At 61.1% G+C, this 24163-nt stretch carries 20 protein-coding genes and 1 tRNA gene; 6 read left to right on the top strand and 15 right to left on the bottom strand.

Annotated features, from left to right (window positions below):
• Window positions 1-32 precede the first annotated feature (32 nt).
• A complete protein-coding gene (locus EX00_RS24215; RefSeq protein ID WP_047463769.1) occupies window positions 33-380 on the bottom strand; it encodes a glyoxalase/bleomycin resistance/extradiol dioxygenase family protein in 348 nt (115 codons plus the stop codon).
• Between the two features lie 145 nt (window positions 381-525).
• The gene (locus EX00_RS24220; protein ID WP_047463772.1) at window positions 526-2022 is read right to left on the bottom strand and encodes a CoA-acylating methylmalonate-semialdehyde dehydrogenase; all 1497 of its coding nucleotides are present in this window, start codon (window positions 2020-2022) and stop codon (window positions 526-528) included.
• Window positions 2023-2134: 112 nt separating this feature from the next.
• Between EX00_RS24220 and EX00_RS24225 the strand changes: the two genes are divergently transcribed.
• A complete protein-coding gene (locus EX00_RS24225) occupies window positions 2135-3016 on the top strand; it encodes a LysR family transcriptional regulator (protein ID WP_047463773.1) in 882 nt (293 codons plus the stop codon).
• Window positions 3017-3019: 3 nt separating this feature from the next.
• Here EX00_RS24225 and EX00_RS31785 read toward each other — a convergent pair whose 3' ends face one another.
• Window positions 3020-3190 carry a hypothetical protein gene (locus tag EX00_RS31785; protein WP_202903759.1) on the bottom strand — a complete coding sequence of 57 codons (171 nt, stop codon included), beginning with the start codon at window positions 3188-3190 and terminating at the stop codon, window positions 3020-3022.
• Between the two features lie 144 nt (window positions 3191-3334).
• On the opposite strand from EX00_RS31785, the gene EX00_RS31790 reads away from it, so the two are divergent.
• Window positions 3335-3484 (top strand): hypothetical protein, encoded by a 150-nt coding sequence (locus tag EX00_RS31790; RefSeq protein ID WP_007700040.1) that lies wholly within the window; start codon window positions 3335-3337, stop codon window positions 3482-3484.
• A 53-nt stretch (window positions 3485-3537) separates the two neighbouring features.
• Here the strand turns inward: EX00_RS31790 and EX00_RS24230 are convergent.
• Window positions 3538-3614: transfer RNA gene (locus EX00_RS24230), tRNA-His, on the bottom strand.
• Window positions 3615-3839: 225 nt separating this feature from the next.
• Window positions 3840-4289 carry a phasin gene (locus EX00_RS24240; RefSeq protein ID WP_007700051.1) on the bottom strand — a complete coding sequence of 150 codons (450 nt, stop codon included), beginning with the start codon at window positions 4287-4289 and terminating at the stop codon, window positions 3840-3842.
• A gap of 223 nt (window positions 4290-4512) precedes the next feature.
• Here EX00_RS24240 and EX00_RS24245 point away from each other — a divergent pair, with 223 nt between their 5' ends.
• Together EX00_RS24245 and EX00_RS24250 are read left to right on the top strand one after the other, a co-directional pair.
• Window positions 4513-8082, top strand: a complete 3570-nt coding sequence (locus EX00_RS24245; protein ID WP_047463775.1) for an ATP-binding protein — start codon at window positions 4513-4515, stop codon at window positions 8080-8082.
• Window positions 8083-8233: 151 nt separating this feature from the next.
• The gene (locus EX00_RS24250) at window positions 8234-8707 is read left to right on the top strand and encodes a VOC family protein (RefSeq protein WP_047463777.1); all 474 of its coding nucleotides are present in this window, start codon (window positions 8234-8236) and stop codon (window positions 8705-8707) included.
• Between the two features lie 111 nt (window positions 8708-8818).
• Here the strand turns inward: EX00_RS24250 and EX00_RS24255 are convergent, their stop codons facing one another.
• From EX00_RS24255 to EX00_RS24265, 3 genes are all read right to left on the bottom strand, one after another.
• Window positions 8819-9220, bottom strand: a complete 402-nt coding sequence (locus EX00_RS24255) for a GFA family protein (RefSeq protein WP_047463890.1) — start codon at window positions 9218-9220, stop codon at window positions 8819-8821.
• A gap of 176 nt (window positions 9221-9396) precedes the next feature.
• On the bottom strand, window positions 9397-11301 hold the full coding sequence (locus tag EX00_RS24260) for a DEAD/DEAH box helicase (RefSeq protein WP_047463892.1): 1905 nt from the start codon (window positions 11299-11301) through the stop codon (window positions 9397-9399).
• Between the two features lie 213 nt (window positions 11302-11514).
• A complete protein-coding gene (locus tag EX00_RS24265) occupies window positions 11515-13470 on the bottom strand; it encodes an acetoacetate--CoA ligase (RefSeq protein ID WP_047463779.1) in 1956 nt (651 codons plus the stop codon).
• A gap of 165 nt (window positions 13471-13635) precedes the next feature.
• On the opposite strand from EX00_RS24265, the gene EX00_RS24270 reads away from it, so the two are divergent.
• On the top strand, window positions 13636-15531 hold the full coding sequence (locus tag EX00_RS24270) for an AsmA family protein (RefSeq protein ID WP_047463894.1): 1896 nt from the start codon (window positions 13636-13638) through the stop codon (window positions 15529-15531).
• A gap of 5 nt (window positions 15532-15536) precedes the next feature.
• On the opposite strand, the gene EX00_RS24275 is transcribed toward EX00_RS24270, so the two are convergent.
• The 5 genes from EX00_RS24275 to EX00_RS24295 all read right to left on the bottom strand — a co-directional run bounded on the left by EX00_RS24275 (window position 15537) and on the right by EX00_RS24295 (window position 20694).
• Window positions 15537-16352: an ABC transporter permease subunit gene (locus EX00_RS24275; RefSeq protein WP_047463781.1), complete on the bottom strand. Its 816-nt coding sequence runs from the start codon at window positions 16350-16352 to the stop codon at window positions 15537-15539.
• A 3-nt stretch (window positions 16353-16355) separates the two neighbouring features.
• The gene (locus EX00_RS24280) at window positions 16356-17267 is read right to left on the bottom strand and encodes an ABC transporter permease subunit (protein ID WP_047463783.1); all 912 of its coding nucleotides are present in this window, start codon (window positions 17265-17267) and stop codon (window positions 16356-16358) included.
• A gap of 2 nt (window positions 17268-17269) precedes the next feature.
• Window positions 17270-18412, bottom strand: a complete 1143-nt coding sequence (locus tag EX00_RS24285; protein ID WP_047463786.1) for an ABC transporter ATP-binding protein — start codon at window positions 18410-18412, stop codon at window positions 17270-17272.
• A gap of 119 nt (window positions 18413-18531) precedes the next feature.
• Complete coding sequence (locus tag EX00_RS24290; RefSeq protein ID WP_234709103.1) at window positions 18532-19620, bottom strand: polyamine ABC transporter substrate-binding protein; 1089 nt, start codon at window positions 19618-19620, stop codon at window positions 18532-18534.
• Between the two features lie 201 nt (window positions 19621-19821).
• Window positions 19822-20694, bottom strand: coding sequence for a LysR family transcriptional regulator (locus EX00_RS24295; protein ID WP_047463791.1), 873 nt, complete (start codon window positions 20692-20694; stop codon window positions 19822-19824).
• A gap of 88 nt (window positions 20695-20782) precedes the next feature.
• Between EX00_RS24295 and EX00_RS24300 the strand changes: the two genes are divergently transcribed.
• Window positions 20783-21037: a hypothetical protein gene (locus tag EX00_RS24300; RefSeq protein WP_047463793.1), complete on the top strand. Its 255-nt coding sequence runs from the start codon at window positions 20783-20785 to the stop codon at window positions 21035-21037.
• Here the strand turns inward: EX00_RS24300 and EX00_RS24305 are convergent.
• Window positions 21016-23553 (bottom strand): methyl-accepting chemotaxis protein, encoded by a 2538-nt coding sequence (locus tag EX00_RS24305; protein ID WP_047463795.1) that lies wholly within the window; start codon window positions 23551-23553, stop codon window positions 21016-21018. The genes EX00_RS24300 and EX00_RS24305 overlap by 22 nt on opposite strands.
• A gap of 338 nt (window positions 23554-23891) precedes the next feature.
• Entirely contained in the window at window positions 23892-24035 is a 144-nt protein-coding gene (locus tag EX00_RS31795) for a hypothetical protein (protein ID WP_202903760.1), read from the bottom strand.
• Window positions 24036-24163: the final 128 nt, after the last annotated feature.

Consider the following 24163-nt stretch of genomic DNA (forward strand, 5'->3'; position numbering starts at 1 on the left):
CAAAGCCACACCCAAAGCCCGTCTCACAGCACTCACGGCACCGAAATCCAGACCGCCATCTCGCAACCGCCCGGCTCACGGAAGTGAAAGCGCCGGCCGCCCGGGAAATCGAAGGCGGGGCGCGTCACCACGCCGCCGGCGAATTCGACAGCACGCTGCGCCGCTTCGAGATCCGTCGTGCGCACGACCGGTAGCGGCGCGCCGGCGGCGTCCCCCGCATCGCCATCGATCCCGGCGTCGATGCCAGCAGCCTCGATGGCATGATAAGTCGGCCCGTAGCTGACGAAGCTCCAGTGAAAAGCCTCCTCGAAAAAGCGACGGGTCTTCAGCGCATCTGTTGATGGGAATTCGAGATAGTCGATCTGATAGGTTGCGGGCATCGCAACATCCTCCAATTGTTCTTGTTTTGTTCTAGTGCAAAACATATGTTCCGGCAAGATGACGGCGCCAGAAATAACCGCAATAAAAAACCGCCGCCCGATTCAACATCGGGCGGCGGCGGATTTCAAGAGAGATCGACGCAGATCACTTCATCGTCGGCATGACGAATTCAGCGCCGTCCTTGATGCCGGACGGCCAGCGGGCGGTGATCGTCTTGGTGCGGGTCCAGAACTTGATCGAGTCCGTGCCGTGCTGGTTGAGGTCGCCGAAGCTGGAGGCCTTCCAGCCGCCGAAGGAATGATAGGCGAGCGGAACCGGGATCGGAACGTTGACGCCGATCATGCCGATGTTGATGCGCGAGGCGAAATCGCGGGCTGCGTCGCCGTCACGGGTATAGATGGCAACGCCGTTGCCATATTCGTGCTTCATCGGCAGCTCGAGCGCGTCTTCATAATTCTTGGCGCGGACGACCGAGAGAACCGGTCCGAAAATCTCGGCCTTGTAGATATCCATGTCCGCCGTGACGTTATCGAACAGGCTGCCGCCGACGAAATAGCCGTCCTCGTAACCTTGCAGCTTGAAGCCGCGGCCGTCGACGAGGAGCTTGGCGCCCTCTTCGACACCGCGATCGATCAGGCCGTTGATACGATTATAGGCGTCCTTGGTGATGACCGGACCCATGTCGGCCTTGTCGTCGGTATAGGGACCGATGCGCAGCGACTCGATCTTCGGGATCAGCTTTTCGACCAGGCGGTTGGCCGTGTCTTCGCCGACCGGGACGGCGACGGAGATCGCCATGCAGCGCTCGCCGGCGGAACCATAGCCCGCGCCCATCAGGGCGTTGACGGCCTGGTCCAGATCGGCGTCCGGCATGATGATCATGTGGTTCTTGGCGCCGCCGAAGCACTGTGCGCGCTTGCCGTTCGCGGCAGCCGTGCCGTAGACGTAGCGGGCGATGGGCGTCGAGCCGACGAAGGAGATGGCGCCGATATCCGGGTCTGTCAGGATGGCGTCGACCGCAGCCTTGTCGCCGTTGACGACGTTGAGGATGCCGGCAGGCAGGCCGGCTTCGATCATCAGTTCGGCAAGTCGGATCGGCAGAGAGGGATCACGCTCGGAGGGCTTCAGGATAAAGGCGTTGCCGCAGGCGATTGCTGGCGCAAACATCCACATCGGGATCATGCCCGGGAAGTTGAACGGCGTGATGCCGGCGCCGATGCCAACCGGCTGGCGGATGGAATACATGTCGATCGCCGGGCCGGCGCCTTCGGTGAACTCGCCCTTCGAAAGGTGCGGAATGCCGCAGACGAATTCGCAAACTTCCAGGCCGCGAATGACATCGCCCTTGGCATCGTCGATCGTCTTGCCGTGCTCCTTGGAGAGCATGAGCGCCAGCTCATCCATATGCTTGTTCAGCAGCTCGACGAACTTGAAGAAGACGCGGGCGCGGCGCTGCGGATTGGTAGCGCCCCATTTTGGCTGCGCTGCCTTGGCATTTTCGACGGCGGCGCGGATTTCCTCGACGCTGGCGAGCGCTACCGTCGACTGAACTTCGCCGGTTGCCGGATTATAGACGTTGGCTGTGCGTCCGCTGGTGCCGGCGACGTGTTTGCCGCCGATAAAATGACCGATCTCATGCATGGATGTGCCTCCTCGTTTTCTTGGATGAATGCAGGATCGCACTTCAATTTGCACAAATCAATGCGCTGTTATAAGCAACCGTTGTGCAAAAATTAAAGTCCTAGGTGTGCAAATGGATTGGGATGACGTCCGTATGTTCCTCGCCGTCGCCCGCACGGGACAGATCCTGGCGGCCTCGAAGCGGCTTGGGGTCAACCATGCGACGCTGTCGCGGCGGGTGACGACACTGGAGGAACGGCTGAAGACTCGGCTGCTGGTGCGCCGCACCAATGGCTGCGAACTGACGGCCGAGGGCGAAATCTTCCTGCATGCCGCCGAGCGCATGGAAACCGAGATGCTGCGCGCCCAGGCAAGCGTCGGCCATCTCGACAGCGCCATTACCGGCACGGTGCGCATCGGCGCTCCGGATGGTTTCGGCGTCTCTTTCCTCGCCCCGCGCCTGGGACGGCTGATCGCGCGATATCCGGAGCTGCGGATTCAGCTCGTGCCCGTTCCCCGCTCCTTCTCGCTGTCGCAGCGCGAGGCCGATATCGCCATTACGCTTGAGCGCCCCGAACAGGGCCGGCTGGTCTCCTCCAAGCTGACGGACTACACGCTTGGCCTCTATGCCTCGAACGCCTATCTCGACAAGGCCGGCCTGCCCGACAGCGTCGAAGCGCTGAAACTGTATCCGCGCATCGGCTATGTCGAAGATCTGATCTTCACCGCCTCCTTGAACTTTTCCGGCGAGATCATGCGCAGCTGGGATGCCTCCTTCGAAATATCCACCTCCATCGGCCAAACGGAAGCCGTGCGCTCCGGCGCCGGCATCGGTATCCTGCACGACTATATCGCCCGGCAATATCCGGAACTGACCCGCATCCTGCCCGATATCTCGATCAAACGCGCCTACTGGACCACCTACCACGAGAGCGCCCGCGATCTCGTGCGGGTTCGCACCGTCGCCGACTTTCTGCAAGAGCTGGTGAGCGAAGAGCGGCGGATGTTTTTGTGAACGTCACGCCCGGCCCAGTGCATGCTTCGGCGGCTCCTCGTTCTCATCGGGATTGGGCACGGGAATTTCATCCGGCAAGCTGTCCGGATCCGGCTCTTCAATCGGTGGCTTCGGGATCCAGCCGGGATCGGGCATCGGTGGTGTCTCGGGTATGGGCTCGCGTGGCACGGACATGCCAATTCCTTCCGTCCAGTTGCTGATACTGGCTAACGGTCGGGAGCAAGCAGGGTTCCCGGAGAAATGTCGCCGACGGTTTGAACGAGGCTGGACAAGGGGCAGCCTTGGCCTAGTATCTTAGGAGGATCTCAGGGAGCGAAAATGATGGCTGAGAAAAAGAAAACGAAGCAGGCCGAGAAAGAGCACAAGGAGCAGGACGACTATCTCGAGGAGGCGCTCGAGGAAACCTTTCCCGCAAGTGATCCGATCTCGCCGGGGCATGTCGTCAAGAAGCCCGAAGACAAGAAATAGCCCACGGCCCGAGCCGGGAAGCTATGATGTCTAGTTCTATCAAAGAGTGGGAATGGTACGGTTGGGGGGTCTCGAACCTCCGACCTCAGGTGCCACAAACCTGCGCTCTAACCAACTGAGCTACAACCGCACATGCCCGCGTCGCCGCGAACGGGGGTGACATACGAGGAGTTTGAAATTATTTCAAGTCCTATCTCCCCGCAATATGAAAAAGCTGGGCATGATACCCAATTCTTACGCGCTGCGCCCTTAGATGACGGCACGAAGGCCGCCATCGCCCTGAATCAGAAACGTCCCGCCTTCAGAGCTTTCACCTGAAAACGGGACGTTTTGGCCTTGGGAGGCATTTTGGGTATCAAGCTGCCTTGAAGGTGGACATGGCCTTTTCAGCCGCATCCTTGGCCGGCTTTGCCAGCTTTTCGGCAACCTGCTTGGTGGTTTCCTGAATGGACTTGGCCTGCTCGACGGTCACTTCAGCCTGCTTGCGGATGAAGGAGGTCTGCAGTTCGAAGAGTTCAGCGACGGACTTGACGCGAAGCAGGGCTTCCATGTGCGCGAGCGAGCTTTCGGCATTGGTGCGCAGCGCGTCGATGGCCTTGAGGCCGATCTCCACGGAGCCAGCCTGGGCGGTCTGCACGGTGGCTTCAACGGTCTTGCCGGCTTCTTCAGCGGCGGTCTTCATCTTGGCGAAGGCTTCCTTGGACTGGGCCGCGCCCTTTTCCGCGAAGTCGCGGAAGGATTCGGAGAGCTTGGAAGGGTCGAATGCAGCCGTTGAAAAAACGTCGTCTTTCTTTACAGTAGCCATGATAACGCTCCTAATATGGGCCCTCCTCCGAGCGCCCTTCGTGAAGGTGAGTGAGGCTTATATAATATAGATTATTGTGCAGTGCAACATAATTGTGCGACGCACAACGCGTTAACCCTGCCAGCCGAAAAACTGGCCGTTCGCTGGACCTGAAACCGGGGTGCCGGTATTAATAAAGCGTTAAAGCAAGAGAGGCGGTCACGCCCGCAAAGCAGGTTGGAACATGCCCGCAGTCCAGTACCCATTCATTGACATCGCCGTGCACCCCCGCGTTCGGGAACGCTTTGCGCGCGGCGAAGCCATGGTAATGTTTTCGGCGGGCATGGATCGTGTTCTCTGGGCCAACGGCGCCGGGGCCAATCTCTTTGGCTATGACATTATTTACGATTTTCTCGACCAGGGGCCGAAGGCCGGCGACGTCTCCTTCCGCCAGATCGAGGCGACGGCACGCGGGCTTGGAGCCATCGGCGACCAGCGCACCTTCCTGATCCGCATGGCCTCCGGCTTCCAGCGCGCCGTGGTCAACGCCGCCGTCGAAATCATCCGCGTGCAGGCGGGCGAGGAAGCTATCCTGTTTTCCTCTCCGGTCTCGGCCAAACCGCTTGCTCCGGCCGAAAGCGCCAGGCGGATGATCGACGGCTTCGACGATCCCGATACGCATATGGCCGTGATCGGCCGCGACGGCGACGTCATCGCCGCGTCCACTGGCTTCGATGCACTTGGCGTAACGCCGCAGACCGCAAGAATGTTAACGACCATGGCGGGCGCGCTGCCGGAACGCTTGATCAAGCGGCCGATCCCGACCGGCCGTGGCTATCTGCCCGCCGCCGTCGGCAAGCTGTCGGAAATCCCCACCTTGCATCTGCTCTTCGTCGTCGAGACCGTGCTCGGTCATCTCGACCCGACGGAAGGACCGGACACATCCGCCGCGCCGGCTGCAATCGCCAAGGTCGAGCCGGAGGCGGAAGAAGCCCGCAACGAGCTTGAAGCCGCAGCGGTCGAACCGACACCTGCTCCCGACACAACCCCTGTTGTGACAGCCGCCTCTCCTTCTGCCGACGTTCTCGATGCCGTAGCAGATATCGAGGAAGTCGAGGATACGCCGGAAGCCGATGATGCGCGCGAGGCGATCCCGGCGCAATCCGATGCCGCGAGCGAGGATCTCGGCCAGCTGGCGACAATGGACGGCGCGACGCAGGAGCAGATCGAAGCTATCGCGTATGCCGACGAACTGACGGATGAAGCCGATGACGTGGTTGCACCAGCCGCCGCCGAAACCCCGGCGGAGCATGAGGAAGCACGCGTCCAGCCAGCTGCTCCCGAAAACGATACAGCGGTGGAGGGCCAATCGGCAGAGTTCGCGTTCAAGCGCAATGGCCGTGCCACCCGCTTTGTCTGGAAGATCGATGCCGAGGGCCGCTTCAGCGAGGTTTCGCGTGAATTCGCCGAAGCCGTCGGCCCAAATGCCGCCAAGGTAACGGGCAAGGCCTTCGCCGACGTCGCCGCGCGTTTCAACCTTGATTCGGACGGCAAGATCGCCGAGCTTCTGGCGCGGCGCGACACATGGTCGGGCCGGACGATCTACTGGCCGGTGGAAAAGACCAGCCTGATGGTGCCGGTCGATCTCGCCGCCTTGCCGACCTATACGCGCAGCCGCGACTTCGACGGCTTCAGGGGCTTCGGCGTCGTCCGTCTCTCGGATGCGATCGAGGATCCGATGAAGCTGGGATCGATGCTGGGTGCGGACGAAGATCAGGCCGCTCCGGCGCCGGACGCCACGGAAGAACCAGCGGCGGCCGAGACGGATGCGACGGCTCCGGTAATTGCCGAAAGAGAGGAAACTGTTCCCGAAGCGGCAGAGGAACCCGCTCCCGCGAATGAAGAACCGCCGGCGCTGACGATTACCGAGACGCCGAACCGCCGCGAAACCGACAAGATCGTCCAGCTTCACGAACGGCGTTCATCTATGCCGGGCGGCCTGTCGCTGAGCGAACAGGCAGCCTTCCGCGAGATCGCCCGCCAGCTCGAACCCTTCGGCAAGCGCAGCGATCAACCCGAAGAAGCCACAGGAACCTCTCCAAAGCCGAATGCGGCGGACGAGATCCTGTCCGATGCGGCCGACGACGACATCGCTGAAGACCAGCCAAAGGATGAAATCGCGCCGGAGACCGACGCCGTCGCGCAATCCGAACCGGACAAACCGGAGCCCCTGGTTGAGGCCGAAAAGCCGGAAGAGCATCTCGATCCGCTGGGTGTCCTGAACACCGCCATCCCGTCGCGCGTTAAAATGCGCAATGGCCTATCGGACGAGATCGTCGATCAACTGCCGCTCGCCATTCTCATCCACGCCGGCGACCGGCTGATCCATGGCAATCCGGAATTCCTGCGGCTGACGGGTTATGAGAGCCTTGCCGACCTCGACCATGTCGGTGGCCTGGATGCGCTGCTGCAGCGCCATGACCTCGAAGGCAAGACCGAGCAGCCGGGCACGATGATGGTGGTGCGCGCCGACGATACGCTGGTGCCGGTCACCGCGCGGCTGCAGTCGATCCGCTGGGAAGACGGCACCGCCCTGATGCTGGCGCTGATGCCGATCGAGAAGAATGATGCCGCATCGTCGGAGCCCGTACCCGAAGAAGCGCGGCCGGAGCGCATGATCGAAAAGCTCGGCAAGTTGCAGGTCGAAATCGAGGAGCTGCAATCGACGCTGGAAACCGCGACGGATGGCGTCGTCATCATCGGCCAGGACGGCGACATCCGCTCGATGAACCGTTCGGCGAGCGCCCTCTTCAACTTTGACGACCAGGAAACCCGCGGTAAACCTTTCGTCATGCTGTTCGCTCATGAAAGCCAGAAGGCCGTACTCGATTACCTTAGCGGGCTCTCGGGCCATGGCGTGGCGAGCGTGTTGAATGACGGCCGCGAGGTCATGGGCCGCGAGGCGTCGGGCGGCTTCGTGCCGTTGTTCATGACCATGGGGCGGCTGAACTCCTCCAACGGCTATTGCGCCGTCATCCGCGATATCACGCAATGGAAACGCACCGAGGAAGAGCTGCGCAACGCCAAGCGCGCGGCGGAAACCGCCAATGCCCACAAGACGGATTTCCTTGCCCGCGTCAGCCATGAAATCCGCACGCCGCTCAACGCCATCATCGGCTTTTCCGACATGATGGCCGGCGAGCGCTTCGGGCCGATCGGTCATTCCCGCTATATCGAATACGCGACCGACATCGGCCGCTCCGGCCGGCATGTGCTCGATATCGTCAACGATCTCCTGGATATCTCCAAGATCGAAGCCGGCGAGATGGACCTGGAATTTGCCTCTGTCGGCCTTAACGAGGCGATTGCCGAGGCCGTATCGCTGGTGCAGCCGCAGGCTAACGGCCAGCGCGTCATCATCCGCACCGCACTGTCGCAAGCCGTGCCGAATGTCGTCGCCGACCTGCGCTCGATCAAGCAGATCGCGCTCAACATCCTGTCGAACGCCATCCGCTTCACGCCGTCCGGCGGCCAGATCGTGGTTTCCACCTCCTATGAGGGGAATGGCAGCGTCGTCATGCGCATCCGCGATACCGGCGTCGGCATGACACGCTCGGAGCTGGAACAGGCAATGAAGCCCTTCCGCCAGGTCTCCACCAATTCCCGCAAACGCGGCGATGGCACCGGCCTCGGCCTGCCGCTGACCAAAGCCATGGTCGACGCCAACCGCGCGACGTTCTCAATCAATTCGTCGCCGAACGAGGGGACCTTGGTGGAAGTCACTTTCCCCTCGCCGCGGGTACTGGCGAATTGATTTCTGATCTGTGAAATTGAGCGACGGGTTGCCGGCAGACGCTTCGACCATTTTGGCACGTAAAATGGCTTAGATAGGCTGGAGAAAGACAGTTTGCCTCTTATCTCATTTCAGGAGGGAATGGGAAAGAGATGCAAAAGGAGGACCCGCAATGGCAAAGAACACGATCTGCCTATGGTACGACAAGGACGCCGAGGCTGCCGCCCACTTCTACGCCGAGACCTTTCCCGACAGCGCGGTAGGCGCCGTCATTCGTGCGCCTGGGAACTATCCCGAGGGCAAGCAGGGAGACGTCCTGGTTGTTGAATTCACCGTTGCGGGTATTCCTTGTATCGGCCTGAACGGCGGCCCGGTATTCAAACACAACGAAGCCTTCTCATTTCAAATCGCGACTGACGACCAGGAAGAGACAGACCGCTACTGGAACGCCATTGTCGGCAATGACGGACGGGAAAGTGAATGTGGCTGGTGCAAAGACAAATGGGGCGTGTCCTGGCAGATCACGCCGCGCGTATTGACCGAAGCGCTCGCGGCCGGCGGCGATCAAGCTAAGCGTGCTTTCGATGCGATGATGACCATGAGGAAAATCGATGTCGGGGTGATCGAAGCGGCGCGGCGCGGCTAAGGCAGACGCGAGATCTTCGGGATTAATTCGTTGTCGAGGAGGGGCCTTGCTGGAAGTGACCTTCCCGGTGCCGCAGGTGCTGGCGAACTGAAGGAGCGCACCGGCCCGTTGTCAGAACCAGAGATCGCGTACACACCGCCCTTTTGAAGGAAGGTCTTCGAACGTATCGAGCCCATCGAAATGATCGATGGGCAGGTCGGAGACGAGATCCGGCGGCGCAAGTCGCAGGTTTACGGCCATTCGCCGGCGGCCATCTTTTTGAAGCCGCAGCCCGCGCCAGCTCAACACGCAGGCGCAGGACGGACAGAACAATATTTCAAGAGACGAATTGTCCCTTCCGGCACGCGTATAGGAGGCGGTCTTCCCGCTGATGGAGATACGCTCGCCCTCGTAGTCGTAGGCCCAAAGCGCGCCATAGCGTCGGCAGAGTGTGCAGTTGCACGCCGTAATCGAGCCAGGATCGCCCTTAAGCGCCCAGCTTGCCTTGCCACAATGACATGAACCGATCAGCATGAGTGCATCTTGCTGCATATTTGAAGACAGTATTCTGCCTCGGTCACCCGACGCCTGCAAGTGGCGCAAGTCGCATATTGTCTCTACGCCGACCTCCGGCCCGATTCATGCCGTGCCGGTGACGTGACTCTTGCTACAGACGGTGGACCACGATACCCCGAGCGCGGCGACGGGGATCACTCCCCGCGAGCCTTCTCAGCCTTGCGCTTGGCGCGCGAATCCGGCTTGCCGGCCGGCGGACTGGCATCGCTCTTGGCGAAATTCGGCTTGCCCGGCTTCTTCACCCAAGGCTTCTTGTCGGAAGCACCCTCGCCTGCCCGTTCCGGCTTGCGGTCGGACTTCCATTTCGGCTTGCTGTCGTCGTGCGGACGAGCAGCCTTGTCGGCGAAGGGCTTCTTACCGTAGCCGCCCTCGCGCTTGACCTGCGAAAAATCCGGGATGCCGGCGAGCGGCTTGACGCGGATGCCGCGTTCCAACGCCTTGTCTGGGCCAATGGCTGCCAGGAAGCGTTCAGCGCCTTCGGCCGAAAACTCGACGAAGGTTTCTTCCGGCTGCATCTTGATCGCACCAATGTCGCGCTTGGTGAGGTTGCCGTTGCGGCAAAGCATCGGGATCAGCCAGCGCGGCTCGGCATTCTGCTTGCGGCCGACCGAGAGCGATACCCAGACACCATCGGTGAAATCGTTGCGGCCAGCGCCGGCGGGCGCTTCGTCATACCGCGTGACCGGAAAGTCGTCGCGGCGGGGCTTTTTGCGTTCACCTTCGGCCGGCACATCCTGCAGGTCTTCGGGTGCGGAATGACCGGTGCGGTATTGACGCAGGAACGCGGCGGCAACCTGTTCGGCGCCATGGCTCTGCAACAGCTGCTGAACCAGCGACTGCTCGTCGTCACGCAGCGGAGCGGTGAAAATCGGATCGGCGAGAAGACGCTCGTCGTCACGCTGGCTGACTTCATCGGCCGATGGCGGCTTTGCCCAGGTGGCGCGAATGCGGGCGGCTTCCAGCAGGCGTTCGGTGCGGCGACGGCCGCTGAGCGGCACGATCAGGGCGCTGACGCCCTTGCGGCCAGCGCGGCCCGTGCGGCCGCTGCGATGCAGAAGCGTTTCCGGGTTGGTCGGTATGTCGGCGTGAATCACCAGATCGAGGCCCGGCAAGTCGATGCCGCGAGCGGCGACGTCGGTGGCGATGCAGACGCGGGCACGACCGTCGCGCATGGCCTGAAGCGCATGCGTGCGCTCGCTCTGGCTAAGCTCGCCGGAGAGCGCAACGACGGAGAAGCCGCGATTGTTGAAGCGTGCCGTCAGATGGTTGACCGCTGCACGCGTCGAGCAGAACACGATCGCATTCTGCGCTTCGTAGTAGCGCAGAACGTTGATGATAGCGTTTTCCCTGTCGCTCGGCACGACCGTCAGCGCACGATAGTCGATATCGACATGCTGCTTGGCTTCCGTGGCGCTGGCGATGCGCACGGCGTCACGCTGATAGTTTTCGGCAAGCTTGGCGATCGAGCGCGGCACGGTCGCCGAGAACATCATCGTCCGCCGTTCGGCAGGCGACGTTTCGAGGATGAATTCGAGGTCTTCGCGGAAGCCGAGATCGAGCATCTCGTCGGCCTCATCCAGCACGACGGCCTTCAGCTTGGAAATATCGAGCGAGTTGCGGCGGATATGGTCGCAAAGACGGCCCGGCGTTCCCACAACGATGTGCGCGCCACGCTCCAGCGCCCGCTTCTCGGTGCGCATGTCCATGCCGCCGACGCAGGAGACGATGGTGGCGCCCGTCAGCTCGTAGAGCCATTCCAGCTCGCGCTGGACCTGCAAGGCAAGTTCGCGGGTCGGCGCGATCGCCAGCGCCAGCGGCGTGCCGGCGCGGCCGAAGCGCTCGGCGCCTTCCAGCAGGGTCGGGGCCAGCGCCAGGCCGAAGGCTACCGTCTTGCCGGAGCCGGTCTGGGCCGACACCAACGCGTCCTTGCCAGCAAGGTCGGGATCGAGCATCGACTTTTGTACCGGCGTCAGCGTTTCGTAACCACGCTTTGCCAAAGCCTGGGCAATCGCAGGAACGATGCCTTCGAATTCGGTCATGTCTTGTCTTTCGGAATTCTTCACGCGCCAGGAGGCACGGATCATCGTGGCCCGCACGTCGCAAGCCTCTTCTTCAGCCGTGCACATACTGGTTCAGCGCGACAATGTACAGAGCGGGCGCATATTTGTGCAGCGCGAACCAAAAAAAGGCAGCGAATCGGGCTGCCTTTAGCCTTCATGGGGTCGAATGAAGGCTTGCGTCAATCAGGGCTGTCATTCGTTCTTCAGCTCCTCAAGCCCGGCAAACAGGTCAAGAGCTTCCGGGTTGGCGAGCGCTTCCTTATTCTTCACCGCCCGGCCGTGAACGACATCGCGGACGGCGAGCTCGACGATCTTGCCGGATTTGGTGCGCGGGATGTCGGTGACGGCAATGATCTTGGCCGGCACATGCCGTGGCGAGGCGCCGGTGCGGATGCGGGTCTTCATCGCCTTGACGAGATCCTCCGTGAGCGCTGTTCCCGCCGCCAGGCGAACGAACAGCACGACCCGCACGTCGTCGTCCCAATCCTGGCCGATGCAGAGCGCTTCCAGAACCTCCGGCATCTGTTCGACCTGATTGTAGATCTCCGCCGTGCCGATGCGCACGCCGCCGGGATTGAGCGTCGCGTCCGAGCGGCCATGGATGATCAGGCCGCCATGTTCCGTCCATTCGGCGAAGTCGCCATGGCACCAGATATTGTCGAAACGCTCGAAATAGGCGGCGTGGTATTTGACGCGGTCGGGATCGTTCCAGAACATCACCGGCATCGAGGGAAAGGCCTTGGCGCAGACCAGCTCGCCCTTTTCGCCGCGCACCGGCTTGCCGTCCTCATTCCAGACATCGACGGCAAGGCCGAGACCGGCTCCCTGGATTTCGCCGCGCCAGACCGGCTGCAAGGGATTGCCGAGCACGAAACAGGAAACAATGTCGGTGCCGCCCGAGATCGAGGCGAGCTGGACATCGTCCTTGATGCCCTCATAGACGAAAGTGAAGCCTTCCGGCGACAGTGGCGAGCCGGTGGAGGTCATCAGCCGCAGGCTGGAGAGGTCATGCGAAGCCTTCGGCGTCAGGCCGCTTTTGCGCACCGCGTCGATATATTTCGCCGAGGTGCCGAACACGGCGAAGCCCTCCTCCTGCGCATAATCGAAGAGGATGTTGCCGTCGGGCGCGAAAGGCGAGCCGTCATAGAGGCAGAGCGTGGCGCCGGCGGCAAGCCCCGTCACCAGCCAGTTCCACATCATCCAGCCGCAGGTGGTGAAATAAAAGACCTTTTCGCCGGGAACGACGCCGCAATGCAGGCGATGCTCCTTGATGAGCTGCAACAGCGCGCCGCCGGTGGAATGGACGATGCATTTCGGCACGCCGGTCGTGCCCGAGGAAAACAGAATGAACAGCGGATGCGCAAACGGCAGGGGCACGAATTCGACAGCCTTCGCCTCGAAAGGCGCAATGAAGGCAGAGAGTGTCTTGGCACCCGGCGTCACCGCCGCGACCGCATCGGCATCGCCGGCATAGGGAATAATGACGGTCGGTGCGCCGAGGCGCTGCGCGATGGTGCTGACCTTTGCCGTCACATCCTGCAATTTGCCATTATACCAATAGCCTGCGCAGGCAATGAAGAGCTTCGGCTCGATCTGGCCGAAGCGGTCGAGAACGCCCTGCTCGCCGAAATCGGGAGAACAGGAAGACCAGATGGCGCCGATCGAGGCGGCGGCCAGCATGCAGGCAATGGTTTCCGGCATGTTCGGCATCATCGCGGCGACACGGTCGCCCTTGCCGATACCGAGGGCGATATAGGCCTGTTGCAGGCGTGACACCGTGGCCGACAACCGATCCCAGGACCAGCGATCGCGCACCTTGTCTTCCCCCCAGAAGACCAGGGCATCGCCATCGCCACTCTTCGACAAAAGGTTCTCGGCGAAGTTCAGCTCGGCATCGGGAAAGAAGCGCGCCTCCAGCATCTGATCGCCATTGATCAGCGCCCTTTCGCCGCGTTTTCCCGTGATGCCACAGAAATCCCACACTGCTGTCCAGAAGGTCTCACGCTCGGTGATGGACCATGTGTGCAGGCTGGAGAAATCGGAGAGCGACAGACCGAAGCGCCGGTTGCATTCCTGCATGAAGGCAAACATCGGGCTGTGCCGGCGAAACTCGTCCGACGGGGTCCAGAGCGGTTGAATGTCGTGCATATGATCTCCCCCTGCTTTTTGGCTTATATACCATGCTGCAGCGCATTATAAAGTCACAGAGTCGTCGACCCTCCCGCTGTACAACGTTTGCATCCGCCGATCATTTCCTATATCCGGCAAACACAGGCATATCAGCGCTATGAGTATGAAAGTCTCCGCGAGATCATGAGCACGTCGAGGAACAAGAAGTGGCGGTTGACGATACGATCGGCCTCGCGCTGGCTGCCGGCCGTCGCGCGCACTTTCGGCATCGTGCTGCTGACCGTCCTCATCGTCTTCGCCGTCTTCAGGGCAACCGCCCCGTTCCTGATCTCCAGCGGGCTGGTGCGCTCCGGCATCGAGAAGGCACTGTCGGACTGGACCGGATATCGCGCCCAGATCGAGGGTGACCCGACGCTGGAGTTCTGGCCGACGCCGCGCGTGACGCTCAATCAGGTCACCATCCGCGAGCCGACGAAGAACGGCAAGGTACTCGGCCATGTCGACAGTCTTTCGGCTGATTTCTCGCTGTTTGCGGCGCTGCGTGGACGCGCGCATTTCCATGAGTTCCATTTCCTGCGGCCGACGCTCTATATCCGCCGCGACGAAACCGGCCTGATCGACTGGACGAATGAAGGGCTGCTGTCCAAGGCGATCGAGCGGGTGGAAACATCCGCCAACCAGGGCATGCCGATGCGGCGGGAGCAGGATGCGGATATCGGCACGCTGACCATCGATGACGGCAGTGTCGAGATGACCGACGAGCGCACCGGCAACATCTACAAGATGAACGGCGTCAACGCTGACATCACCTGGCCACGGCTGTCGCGGCCGATGTCGGCCGTCATCCTGGCGCGGCTCAACGGCCAGGACGTCAAGATCGATTTCAATTCCAGCCAGCCTCTGCTGCTGTTTGCCGGCAAGAGCGTGGATGCAAGGACGAGCTTCTCCTCGCCGCTGATCAACTGGACCTATACCGGCGTCAGCAGCATCTCCGATTTCTCGACGCTCGCCGGAAATCTGGATCTGAGCGTGCCGAACGTGCCCTCATTCCTTGCCTGGAGCGGCGAGCATCTGCCGGCCGCCAATACGCTGCAGAACGTCTCGCTCAACGCCGATATCGTCGCGATCCAGAATGGCCTGCGTTTCAACAATCTGAATTTCAAGGTCAACGATTCCGCCGCGTCCGGCGTCATGGACCTGAGCTATACGACAGCCGGCAAGCCAAAGATTTCCGGCACGCTCGCCTTCGACCAGATGAACCTCAATCCGTTCCTGGCGGCATTCTCCATGCGGCTGGCGGCCGATACCGCCATCGATGCGCTGATCAACGGCAATCCGCTGCAGCGCCTCGACGTGGATATGCGGCTCTCGTCGAACAAGGCCTGGCTCGGTCCCTTCCAATTCGACAATATCGGTGCCAGCCTGCTGGTGGCCGGCGGCAAGGCGAAATTCGACATCGGCGACAGCGGCTTCGAGGGCGGGGATCTGACTGCGCATCTGGAAGTCACGCAAGGCGACTTCGATGGAGGCGGCAAATTGCAGATATCCATCCGCAACGCCGATTTCGGGGGGCTTTTCGCTCGTCTCAAGCTCGTTGGTCCGCTGCCGATGACGACAGGATCGCTGGATCTGGCGCTCAGCACCTCGAAGCCGATCTGGGCCGCCAATCTCGGCGATGTCGCCGGCAAGATGAATTTCACCGCACAGGCGGGCTCCTTCCGGCAATTCAACATCTCCGCCTTCCGCGCGCTTGCCGCCGACAAGGCTTTCTTCCGGATGAGCGATATCGCCGACACGGCCTTCGATTTCGACAGCCTTAATGTCGATGCAAGCTTCGCCAAGGGATCGGCCGAGGTGCATAGCGCCAAGATCACAGGGCGCAACGAGACGGTGACGCTGAACGGCGTCGTTCCCTTCCGCAGCAACGGACTGGCGCTTTCAGGCGCCCTCGAGGCGAGCAACCCGGCTGACACACCGGATCTGCCGATGCTGCCCTTCTTCATCGGGGGCACCTGGCCGGACCCGGTGATCTCCCCGGTCACGACACTGCTGCAGAAACCCGACCAGCCGCAGCAATAAAACCCTCAGCCAGCCGCCGCAGCGTGCTCATCCCTCTGGCGCTGTACCTCGCGGCGCTTGGTGGCGATGGAAGCGCAGATGACGCCAATGGCAACGATGCCGATCAGGATGGTGCAGATCGCGTTGATTTCCGGCGTCACACCAAGCTTGACCTGACTGTAGATCAGCATGGGGAGCGTCTTGGCGCCAGCGCCCGAGGCAAAGGTGGCGATCACCAGGTCGTCGAGCGACAGCGTCAGCGCCAGCACCCAGCCGGAGAACACCGCCGGCGCGATGATCGGCAACGTGATTTCGAAGAAGGTGCGCACTGGCGGCGCGCCGAGATCCAGCGCCGCCTCCTCGATCGAGCGGTCGAAGGTCAGAAGCCTGGATTGCACGACGACGGCGACGAAGCACATGGTCAGCGTCGTATGCGCCATGACGATCGTCCAGAAACCACGGTCGATGCCGGCGGTGACGAAGAATAGCAGCAGCGACAGGCCGGTGATGACATCCGGCATGACCAACGGCGCGTAGATCATGCCGGAAAACAGGATGCGGCCGCGAAAGCGCGTGTAGCGCACCAGCGTCAGCGCCGCCAGCGTGCCGAGCACCGTGGCGACCGTCGCCGAGAAAAGCGCAATGCGCACCGTCAGCCAGGCGGCATTCAGCATGGTATCGTTGCTGAAGAGATGCACATACCATTGCGTCGAGAAGCCGCCCCAAACCGTGACCAGGCGCGAGGAGTTGAAGGAATAGATGACCAGCAGCAGGATCGGCAGATAGAGGAATGCCAGGCCAAGCGTGACCGAGACGATGTTGAAACGGGACCAGCGGATCATGGACTACCTCCCTCTCTCTTCGGCTTTTGCCTGGAAATGCTGGAAGAAGACGATGGGCACCACCAGCACAAGCAGCAGGATGGTTGCCACGGCCGAGGCCAGCGGCCAGTCGGTGTTGCCGTAAAACTCGGTCCACAGCACCTTGCCGATCATCAGCGTTTCGGAACCGCCGAGCAGGTCCGGGATGACGAATTCGCCGACGGCCGGGATGAAGACCAGCATGCAGCCGGCAATCACGCCGGGGATCGACAGCGGGAAGGTGACGCGCCAGAAAGCGCCGATCGCCGTGCAGCCAAGATCCTGCGCCGCCTCGATCAGCGTGCCGTCCATTTTTTCCAGCGCGGAATAGAGCGGCAGCACCATGAAGGGCAGGTAGGAATAGACCATGCCGATATAGACGGCGGTGTTGGTGTTGAGGATCACCAGCGGCTCATGGATGACGCCGAGCCCCATCAGCAGCTGGTTCAGCAGACCGGTGGTGCTGAGGATCGACATCCAGGAGTAGACGCGAATCAGGAAGCTCGTCCAGAACGGCAGGATGACCAGCATCAGCAGCGTCGGGCGGATGGTGCGCGGTGCCTGCGCCATGCCGTAGGCGATGGGATAGGCGATGAGCAGCGTCAGGAATGTCGAGATGCCGGCGATTTTCAGGCTGCCGAGATAGGCATTCATATAGAGCGGATCGCCGGCCAACCATGTGTAGTTGTCGAACGACATACTTTGCAGCTTGTCCCACCAATCGCTGAAACTATCCGACCAATTGAAGGACGGATCATAAGGCGGGATGGACAGCGCCTTCGTCGACAGCGAGATGCGGAAGACGATCAGGAACGGCACGAGGAAGAAGAGCAGCAGCCAGACATAGGGGATGATGATGACGAGGCGCTGGTAGAGGGAGGAACCGAGCGTTTTCATCATCAATCCTTCAGCAGCACGCCGGCGTTTTCGTCGAAGGAGACCCAGACATTCTGGTCGTAGGCGAAGGGCTCTTCCACCACCCGGACCGAATTCAGCGATGAGGCCTTGACCACCTGGCCGTTCTGCAGCTTGACGTGGAAAACTGTCATGTCGCCGAGATAGGCGATATCCCAGATCTCGCCCTCGGCGGCGTTGACCGAGGCATTGGCCGGCGGGCGCGGCGTGATCCTGAGCTTTTCCGGCCGAATGGCGAGACTGGCGCGGCTTCCTTCCGCCGGCGTATCACCGGATGCGGTACGCAGCGTGAAGGCGGGATCGACGGCGATCTCGATGATCCCCGAACGGGCCGAGGTGACATTACCCTCGAGAATATTCACATCGCCGATAAAGTCGGCGACGAAGCGCGAGTTGGGAGCCTCGTAGATCTCTGCCGGCGTCGCTATCTGCGCCACCTTGCCATGGCTCATGACGGCGATGCGGTCGGCCATGGTCATCGCCTCTTCCTGGTCGTGGGTGACGACGACGAAGGTGAGGCCGAGGCTCTGTTGCAGGTCCATCAGTTCGAACTGGGTCTCCTCGCGCAGCTTCTTGTCGAGCGCGCCGAGCGGCTCATCGAGCAGCAGCACCTTCGGGCGCTTGGCGAGCGAGCGGGCAAGCGCCACGCGCTGACGCTGTCCGCCGGAAAGCTGATGGGGCTTGCGCCTGGCGAATTGCTCCAGCTTGACCAGCTTCAGCATCTGCGTCACGCGCTCGGCGATCTCCGCCTTCGGCATGCCATCCTGGCGCAGCCCGAAGGCGATGTTCTTTTCCACACTCATATGTGGGAAGAGCGCATAGGACTGGAACATCATGTTGACGGGGCGGCGATAGGGCGGCGTGCCGGCAAGACTCTGGCCGTCGAGGATGATCTCGCCCGTCGTCGGCTGCTCAAATCCCGCCAGCATGCGCAGCAGCGTGGACTTGCCGCAACCGGAGGCGCCGAGCAGGGCGAAGAATTCGCGGTTGTAGATATCCAGCGAAAGATTATCGACAGCGACGAAATCGCCGAACTTCTTCGTGACGTTCTTGAAGGAAATATAAGGCTTTGCCGAAGGGTCGGTCCACGGAGCAAAGGAACGCCGGATATTACCGAGAGACTTCATCATTTATCCCCAAATGAAAGGCTGGTGCGCCGGCTCTTCCCCATTCCGGCGCGGTCCTGATCTTTACGTTATGCCGTCAGAAAAAGGCCCGGACGTTGCCGTCCGGGCCTGCTTTGAAATTATTGGCCAGTGGTGACCTTCGTCCACAAGCGCGTCGCCACGCGCTGCGCTTTCGGATCCCACGGTTTCAAGGTATAAAGGCTCTTCGTGATCTCTTCCGTCGGATAGACGGACGGATCCTCCAGCACTTCCTTGCTCACGAACTGCTGCGACGCCTTGTTGCCATTCGCGTAAGTCGTGAAGTTGCTGGCCTTGGCGATGACTTCCGGCTTCATCATGTAGTTGATGAATGCGTGCGCTTCGGCGACATGCGGCGCATCGGCCGGGATCGCCATCACGTCGAACCACATCTGGGCGCCCTTTTTCGGGATCGAATAGCTGATGTTGATGCCATTCTTGGCTTCGGCCGCGCGGTTGCGCGCCTGCAGCACGTCGCCAGAGTAGCCAAAGGCCAGGCAGATATCGCCGTTGGCGAGCGCATTGATGTATTCCGACGAATGGAATTTGCGGATATTCGGACGAGCGGCCGTCAGCAGCTCCTCGGCCTTCTTGAGGTCTTCGGCCTTGGTCGAATTCGGATCGAGGCCGAGATAGCGCAGCGCCGCCGGAATGACGTCCGTGGGAGAGTCGAGCACGTAGATACCGCAATCCTTGAACTTGGCGGCAACCTTCGGATCGAAGATCACGTCAATATCCGGCGCCTCGTCGGTGCCGAGGATCTGTTTCACCTTGTCGACATTGTAGCCGACGCCGCTAGTGCCCCACATATAATCGACGGCATATTGGTTGCCGGGATCATAGGCAGCGATCCGCTGCTGCACCGTATCCCACATGTTGGAGATATTCGGCAGCTTCGACTTGTCGAGCTTCTGGAAGACGCCGGCCTTGATCTGGCGCTGCAGGAAGTAGGCGGTCGGCACGACGACGTCATAACCGGTCTTGCCCGCGAGCAGCTTGGTTTCCAGCGTTTCGTTGGCGTCGAAGGTGTCGTAGACGACCTTGATGCCGGTTTCCTTGGTGAAATCGGCCAGGATCGAATCATCGATGTAATCCGACCAGTTGTAGACGTTGACAACCTTGTCTTCCGCCTGGGCAGCCGTCACCAGCGAAACAGCCGCAAAGGCGGTTGCCGCGAGCCGTGCGAACATGGACTTCATGGTCTCTCCTGTTTTGTTCAAGGGCATCCTCGCGACACCCAACCCTCTGTTTTTCCCGCCAGACTAGAAAGGAATCCCAAAGGCCACAAGGGGGAAAAGCAAGCCCCATGAGCTTTCACGGATTTACACGAAATCGGGGATGATGCGGCTCTCCGACCGGAGACGAGCCACGCCGTCTTCAGTGTACGGTTTTCAAACGTAGGTCGGACGGTTGCCCGCGAAGAGATCGGCATGGCTCTTCAGCAGCCGGGCCATGCGGTCGACCACCGTGCGGATCTCGCGGCGATGACGGTCAGTGTCGTTCATGACGATCCATTGTCCGTGACGCAGGGGAGCGATTTCCTCGCCCACCCGCTCCAGCCGAGGCTCCAGGTCGCCGACGAAACAGGGAAGAACGGCGATGCCCGACCCTGAAAGAACCAGATCATGGAGCGACCGCGGCCGAGTGACCGTCACCGCGATCGCCTCGCGCTCGTTCTGATGCGGCCAGCGCAGATAGGCGGAGATCGCGTCCTCTTCCGCAACGGCGATCCAGCGGCGGGGGCCGGCGAAGCGCATGTTGCGCGCCTGATAGGCGGCATAGGCGACATCGCCGGTCTTAATGGCCGCAAGGTTCGTTTCCTCCGGCTCGAAGGCGCGGATACCGATATCGCTCTCGCGATGGGCAAGACTGGCGCGGCGTTCGGCGATTTGCAGATCGATGCGGAAGCCGTCCCGCTCGGAGCAGATCGACGGCATGTTCTGGCTGAGCACCCAGGCGACCCAGGTGCCTGCGGTAATGCGGACGATGGCCGCGCCCTGCGCCTCGCGCTGCCAGCTATCCACCTTGCGGGCGGCCGCCTCCATATCGAGCAGCTGATCGAACAGTTCCTGGCCATCGCCGGTCAGCGCATAACCGGTCTGGCTGCGCTGAAAGAGCGGGCGGCCGATCTGGCTCTCCAGCTCCAGCATACGCCGGCCGATCGTCGCCGGGCTCAATCCGCTCGACGAAACGGCGCCCGTCAGCCCGCCGCCGCGGGCCACATCGAGGAAAAGCTGATAGGCATCCCAGGTCGAATTTTTCATAATTGAAAAACATAAGGCGAAAACGGCTATATATAAAGAAAATTTCTATGTGTAATTGAAGGGATGCCTTTCAACATGGAGAGTTCCCATGCTCGACTGCATCGCTTTAGCCAAAATCTTCGAATTGCAAAACCAGACGCTCCACGAGCAATGGCGCAGGAACGAGGATATGTTCTACCAGGCCTATGGTCATAAAAACTGGGCACTGCTCTCCCGACTTGGAAGAACCCTCGACCATGCATATGCATGGCTTAAAACGAAAAAGGCGGACCGGCCCAATATCGGCCGATCCGCCTGTGATGATGGCGTCAACTACTGCGGTCAGGCAGCGTCCGCCCGCTGATAGCTCATGCCCTTGCCGCTTTCGATCTTGAACTGCTGGATGAGATAGAGCAATGCATCCGCCTCGGAGGCCAGTTCCCGGCTGGCCGCCGTGGTCTCCTCGACCATGCCGGCGTTCTTTTGCGTCATCTGGTCCATGTGGTTGACGGAGGCATTGACCTCCTGCAACGCGCTTGCCTGATCGTGGCTGGCGCGGGCGATCATCTCCACATGCTGGCTGATGGTGACGATCTGGCCGCTGATCTGTGCCAGCACCGAGCCGGCCTGCTGCACGAATTGCGAACCGGAATTGACTTCCTGGGTCGATTTATTGATCAGCCCTTTGATCTCCTTGGCCGCTGCGGCGGAACGCTGGGCCAGTTCGCGTACTTCCATGGCCACGACCGCAAAACCCTTGCCGGCGTCACCGGCGCGAGCGGCCTCGATGCCGGCGTTCAACGCCAGGAGGTTGGTCTGGAAGGCGATCTCGTCGATGACGCCGATGATCTGCTCGATCTTGCGGGACGCATCCTCGATGCGCGTCATGGCGTCGATGGCGTTGCCGACGACGACGGAGCTGTCATCGGCGCTGCGCTTGGCTTCGCGCACGATCGCATCCGCATCCTTGGCGCGCTCGGCGGACGAGCGAACGGTGACGGTGATTTCGTCGACAGCGGCGGCGGTCTGCTCCAGCGAGGCTGCCTGCTGTTCGGTGCGTTTCGACAGGTCCTCGGCGGAGGCCGCCATCTGGTTGCCATTGGTCTGGATCATCTCGACATTGTCGCGCACTTGGCTGATCGTCTGCTGCAGGCGCGACAGCGAGCTATTGAAATCCTGGCGAAGCTGTTCGAGACGGCCGATGAAGGGCGTCTCGATCGTCGAGGAGATATCGCCCTGCGCCAGACGCTCGAGGCCTGCGGCAAGCTCGCTGACGGCAAAGTCGATCTGGCGGTCGAGCTCGCGCTTTTCGGCGTCGTTGCGCTGGCGCTCGTGCTCGGCGGCAGCGCGCTCCTCGTCGCTCTGCTCCTCAATGCGGATTTTCGAAATCGCATTTTCCTTGAAGATTCCGAGCGCGCGGGCCATGTCGCCGATTTCGTCGTGGCGCTTTTCGCCGGAGATCGCGGTCTCCAGCATGCCATCGGCAATGCGGCGCATGGCAGCGGTGATCTGGCCGATCGGACGCTGCAAGGTCAGCACCAGCGCAATGCCGCCGGCGATGGAAAGAATGATACCCAGAATGGTGGCGAGGATCGAGATGTAGTTTGCCTGCTCACGCTCGGTGCCCGCGCTCTGTTTCTGCGTTTCGGCGAAGGCGGTGAGCTGGCCCCAGACCTGATCGAGCTGCTGGCGCGCAGCGGCATATTCCGCAACGCGCTGGGTCGACGTGTTGACCAGCTGGTCGCCGCCGTCCTCGATCGCCTTGAGGGCGGGCCGGATAGCCGCATCGATGCCATCGATGAAATCCATGCCCTTGGCGCTTTGCTTCATCGTGTCCATGGCGCCGCGGAGCTTGAAGACCTCCTGCCGTAGACGAGTGAGATTATCCTTGCTGGTATTGGCCAGGAATTCGCCAAGCACGAGCTGCAGCGAATAGATCGAACCCTGGAGACGCCGGGTATCCTGAAGAACGGAGTTGGTTTGAACAACCTTGGCGTCCATCTCCACGAAGGTCGTCGTCGCCTGGCGCATCATCTGCGTCGCGGCCAACTGGGTATAGGTCGAGGTCTGGCGGAAGCGGGAGAGAAGCCGGGTGATGCCGGCAATCGTATCATCGGTCGGGACATCCGCGCTTTCGGTGAAGGCGGTCAGGTCCTTGATCGTGCCGACAACGGATTGCACGACGCTCTTCTGGTTTTGCGGAAGAGCAAGATTGATCGAGCGTTGCGCCTTGTTCAGATCTGGCAGCCGGTCCTTGAGCAGCTTGACCTTGTCGACAGGGGTTGCAGCCTTGTTGAAATCCTCGGCAACGGCAACGAGCTGATCGCCGCCCTTCAGCAGGCGATCGGCCGACCGCAGCGTCGATGTCGCGGCGGCCTGGTCCTGGCGCATCTGATCTTCCAGTTGCTGCCCGTTGAAATCGACGTTGAAGCGAGCCTTGATCAGCGCCTTCTGAGCATCGTCGATCGCCTTGCGGAAATCGACTTCCTGTTCGTGCAGCGTCCAGAGCTTGGCGACCTCATTCGCCATGGCGGCGGTCTTGGTCGTCGCATCCGTCAGATTGTCACGGCCATCCGCATCTTTGCCGAGCTGGTCGAGCGTCGATGCCAGAACGCCCTGCTGCGATTTGATGTCCTCATATAGCTTGTCACGCTGCTGCTCGTTGGTGATGCGCAGGAAGTCATCCATCGAACCATAGAGATTCTTGAAGCCCGTCAGCGATTGCAGCACGCTGTTGGAGATTTCCATGCGCCCCTGCAGCAGGCCGGAAGCATAGAGCCCGGTGAGGCCGACGGCGGAAATGCTGATGACGAACGGGAGGACGAAGAGGAGAACCTTCGTCTTGATCTTGAAACGGGACAGGATCTTGTCAATGAACATCGTAGCTCGGGCCTCTCACAACTGCTCCCCCCTTGCCGGCGCCTTCACAGCGCTGACCGGATGCATAATCTTCAATCTTGAGATGTTCGCAGACGGGGTCCTGAACGATGTCAGGCGGCAATCATTGCTTCTGCTTCACGTTGTGGAAGCGGCCCCAGAAAATCTGCGCAGATTGTGAGTTTGATAGATTAATTTTCGGATAAGGGGCCGTGGCGGCAATTACACAACGGAAAACGCGGGAAAACGGCTGATAACAGGTCAGCCGAAACAAGACGTAGCGCCTGGGCGCAAGTGCTTCGCCGAGAAAACGGCGAAATCAGCCGATCGGGCCGACGATGTCAGAAGCCGCGTGCCACGAGATAAGCAATGCAGGCAGCCGTGGCGCCGGTTGCAAGCATCAGCAGCCTGACGGCCACCAGCTTGGCGTTGTCCCGGGTTTGAGCAATTGCTATGGCGCGAGCGCGACGTTGTGTTTTGTTCATGAGCCTAAATCCCATTTTCGCACTGACACGATAACCGGCAACAGGCCGTTCCGGCAACAGGCAATGTAGAAAATAAAGATGTAGGAAATGAAAACGCCAAAACCAGAGGTTAGTCGCAATTGCCGCAC

The sequence above is a fragment of the Martinezella rhizogenes genome (assembly GCF_000799715.1).
In the GTDB taxonomy this organism is placed as follows: Bacteria; Pseudomonadota; Alphaproteobacteria; order Rhizobiales; family Rhizobiaceae; genus Rhizobium; species Rhizobium rhizogenes_C.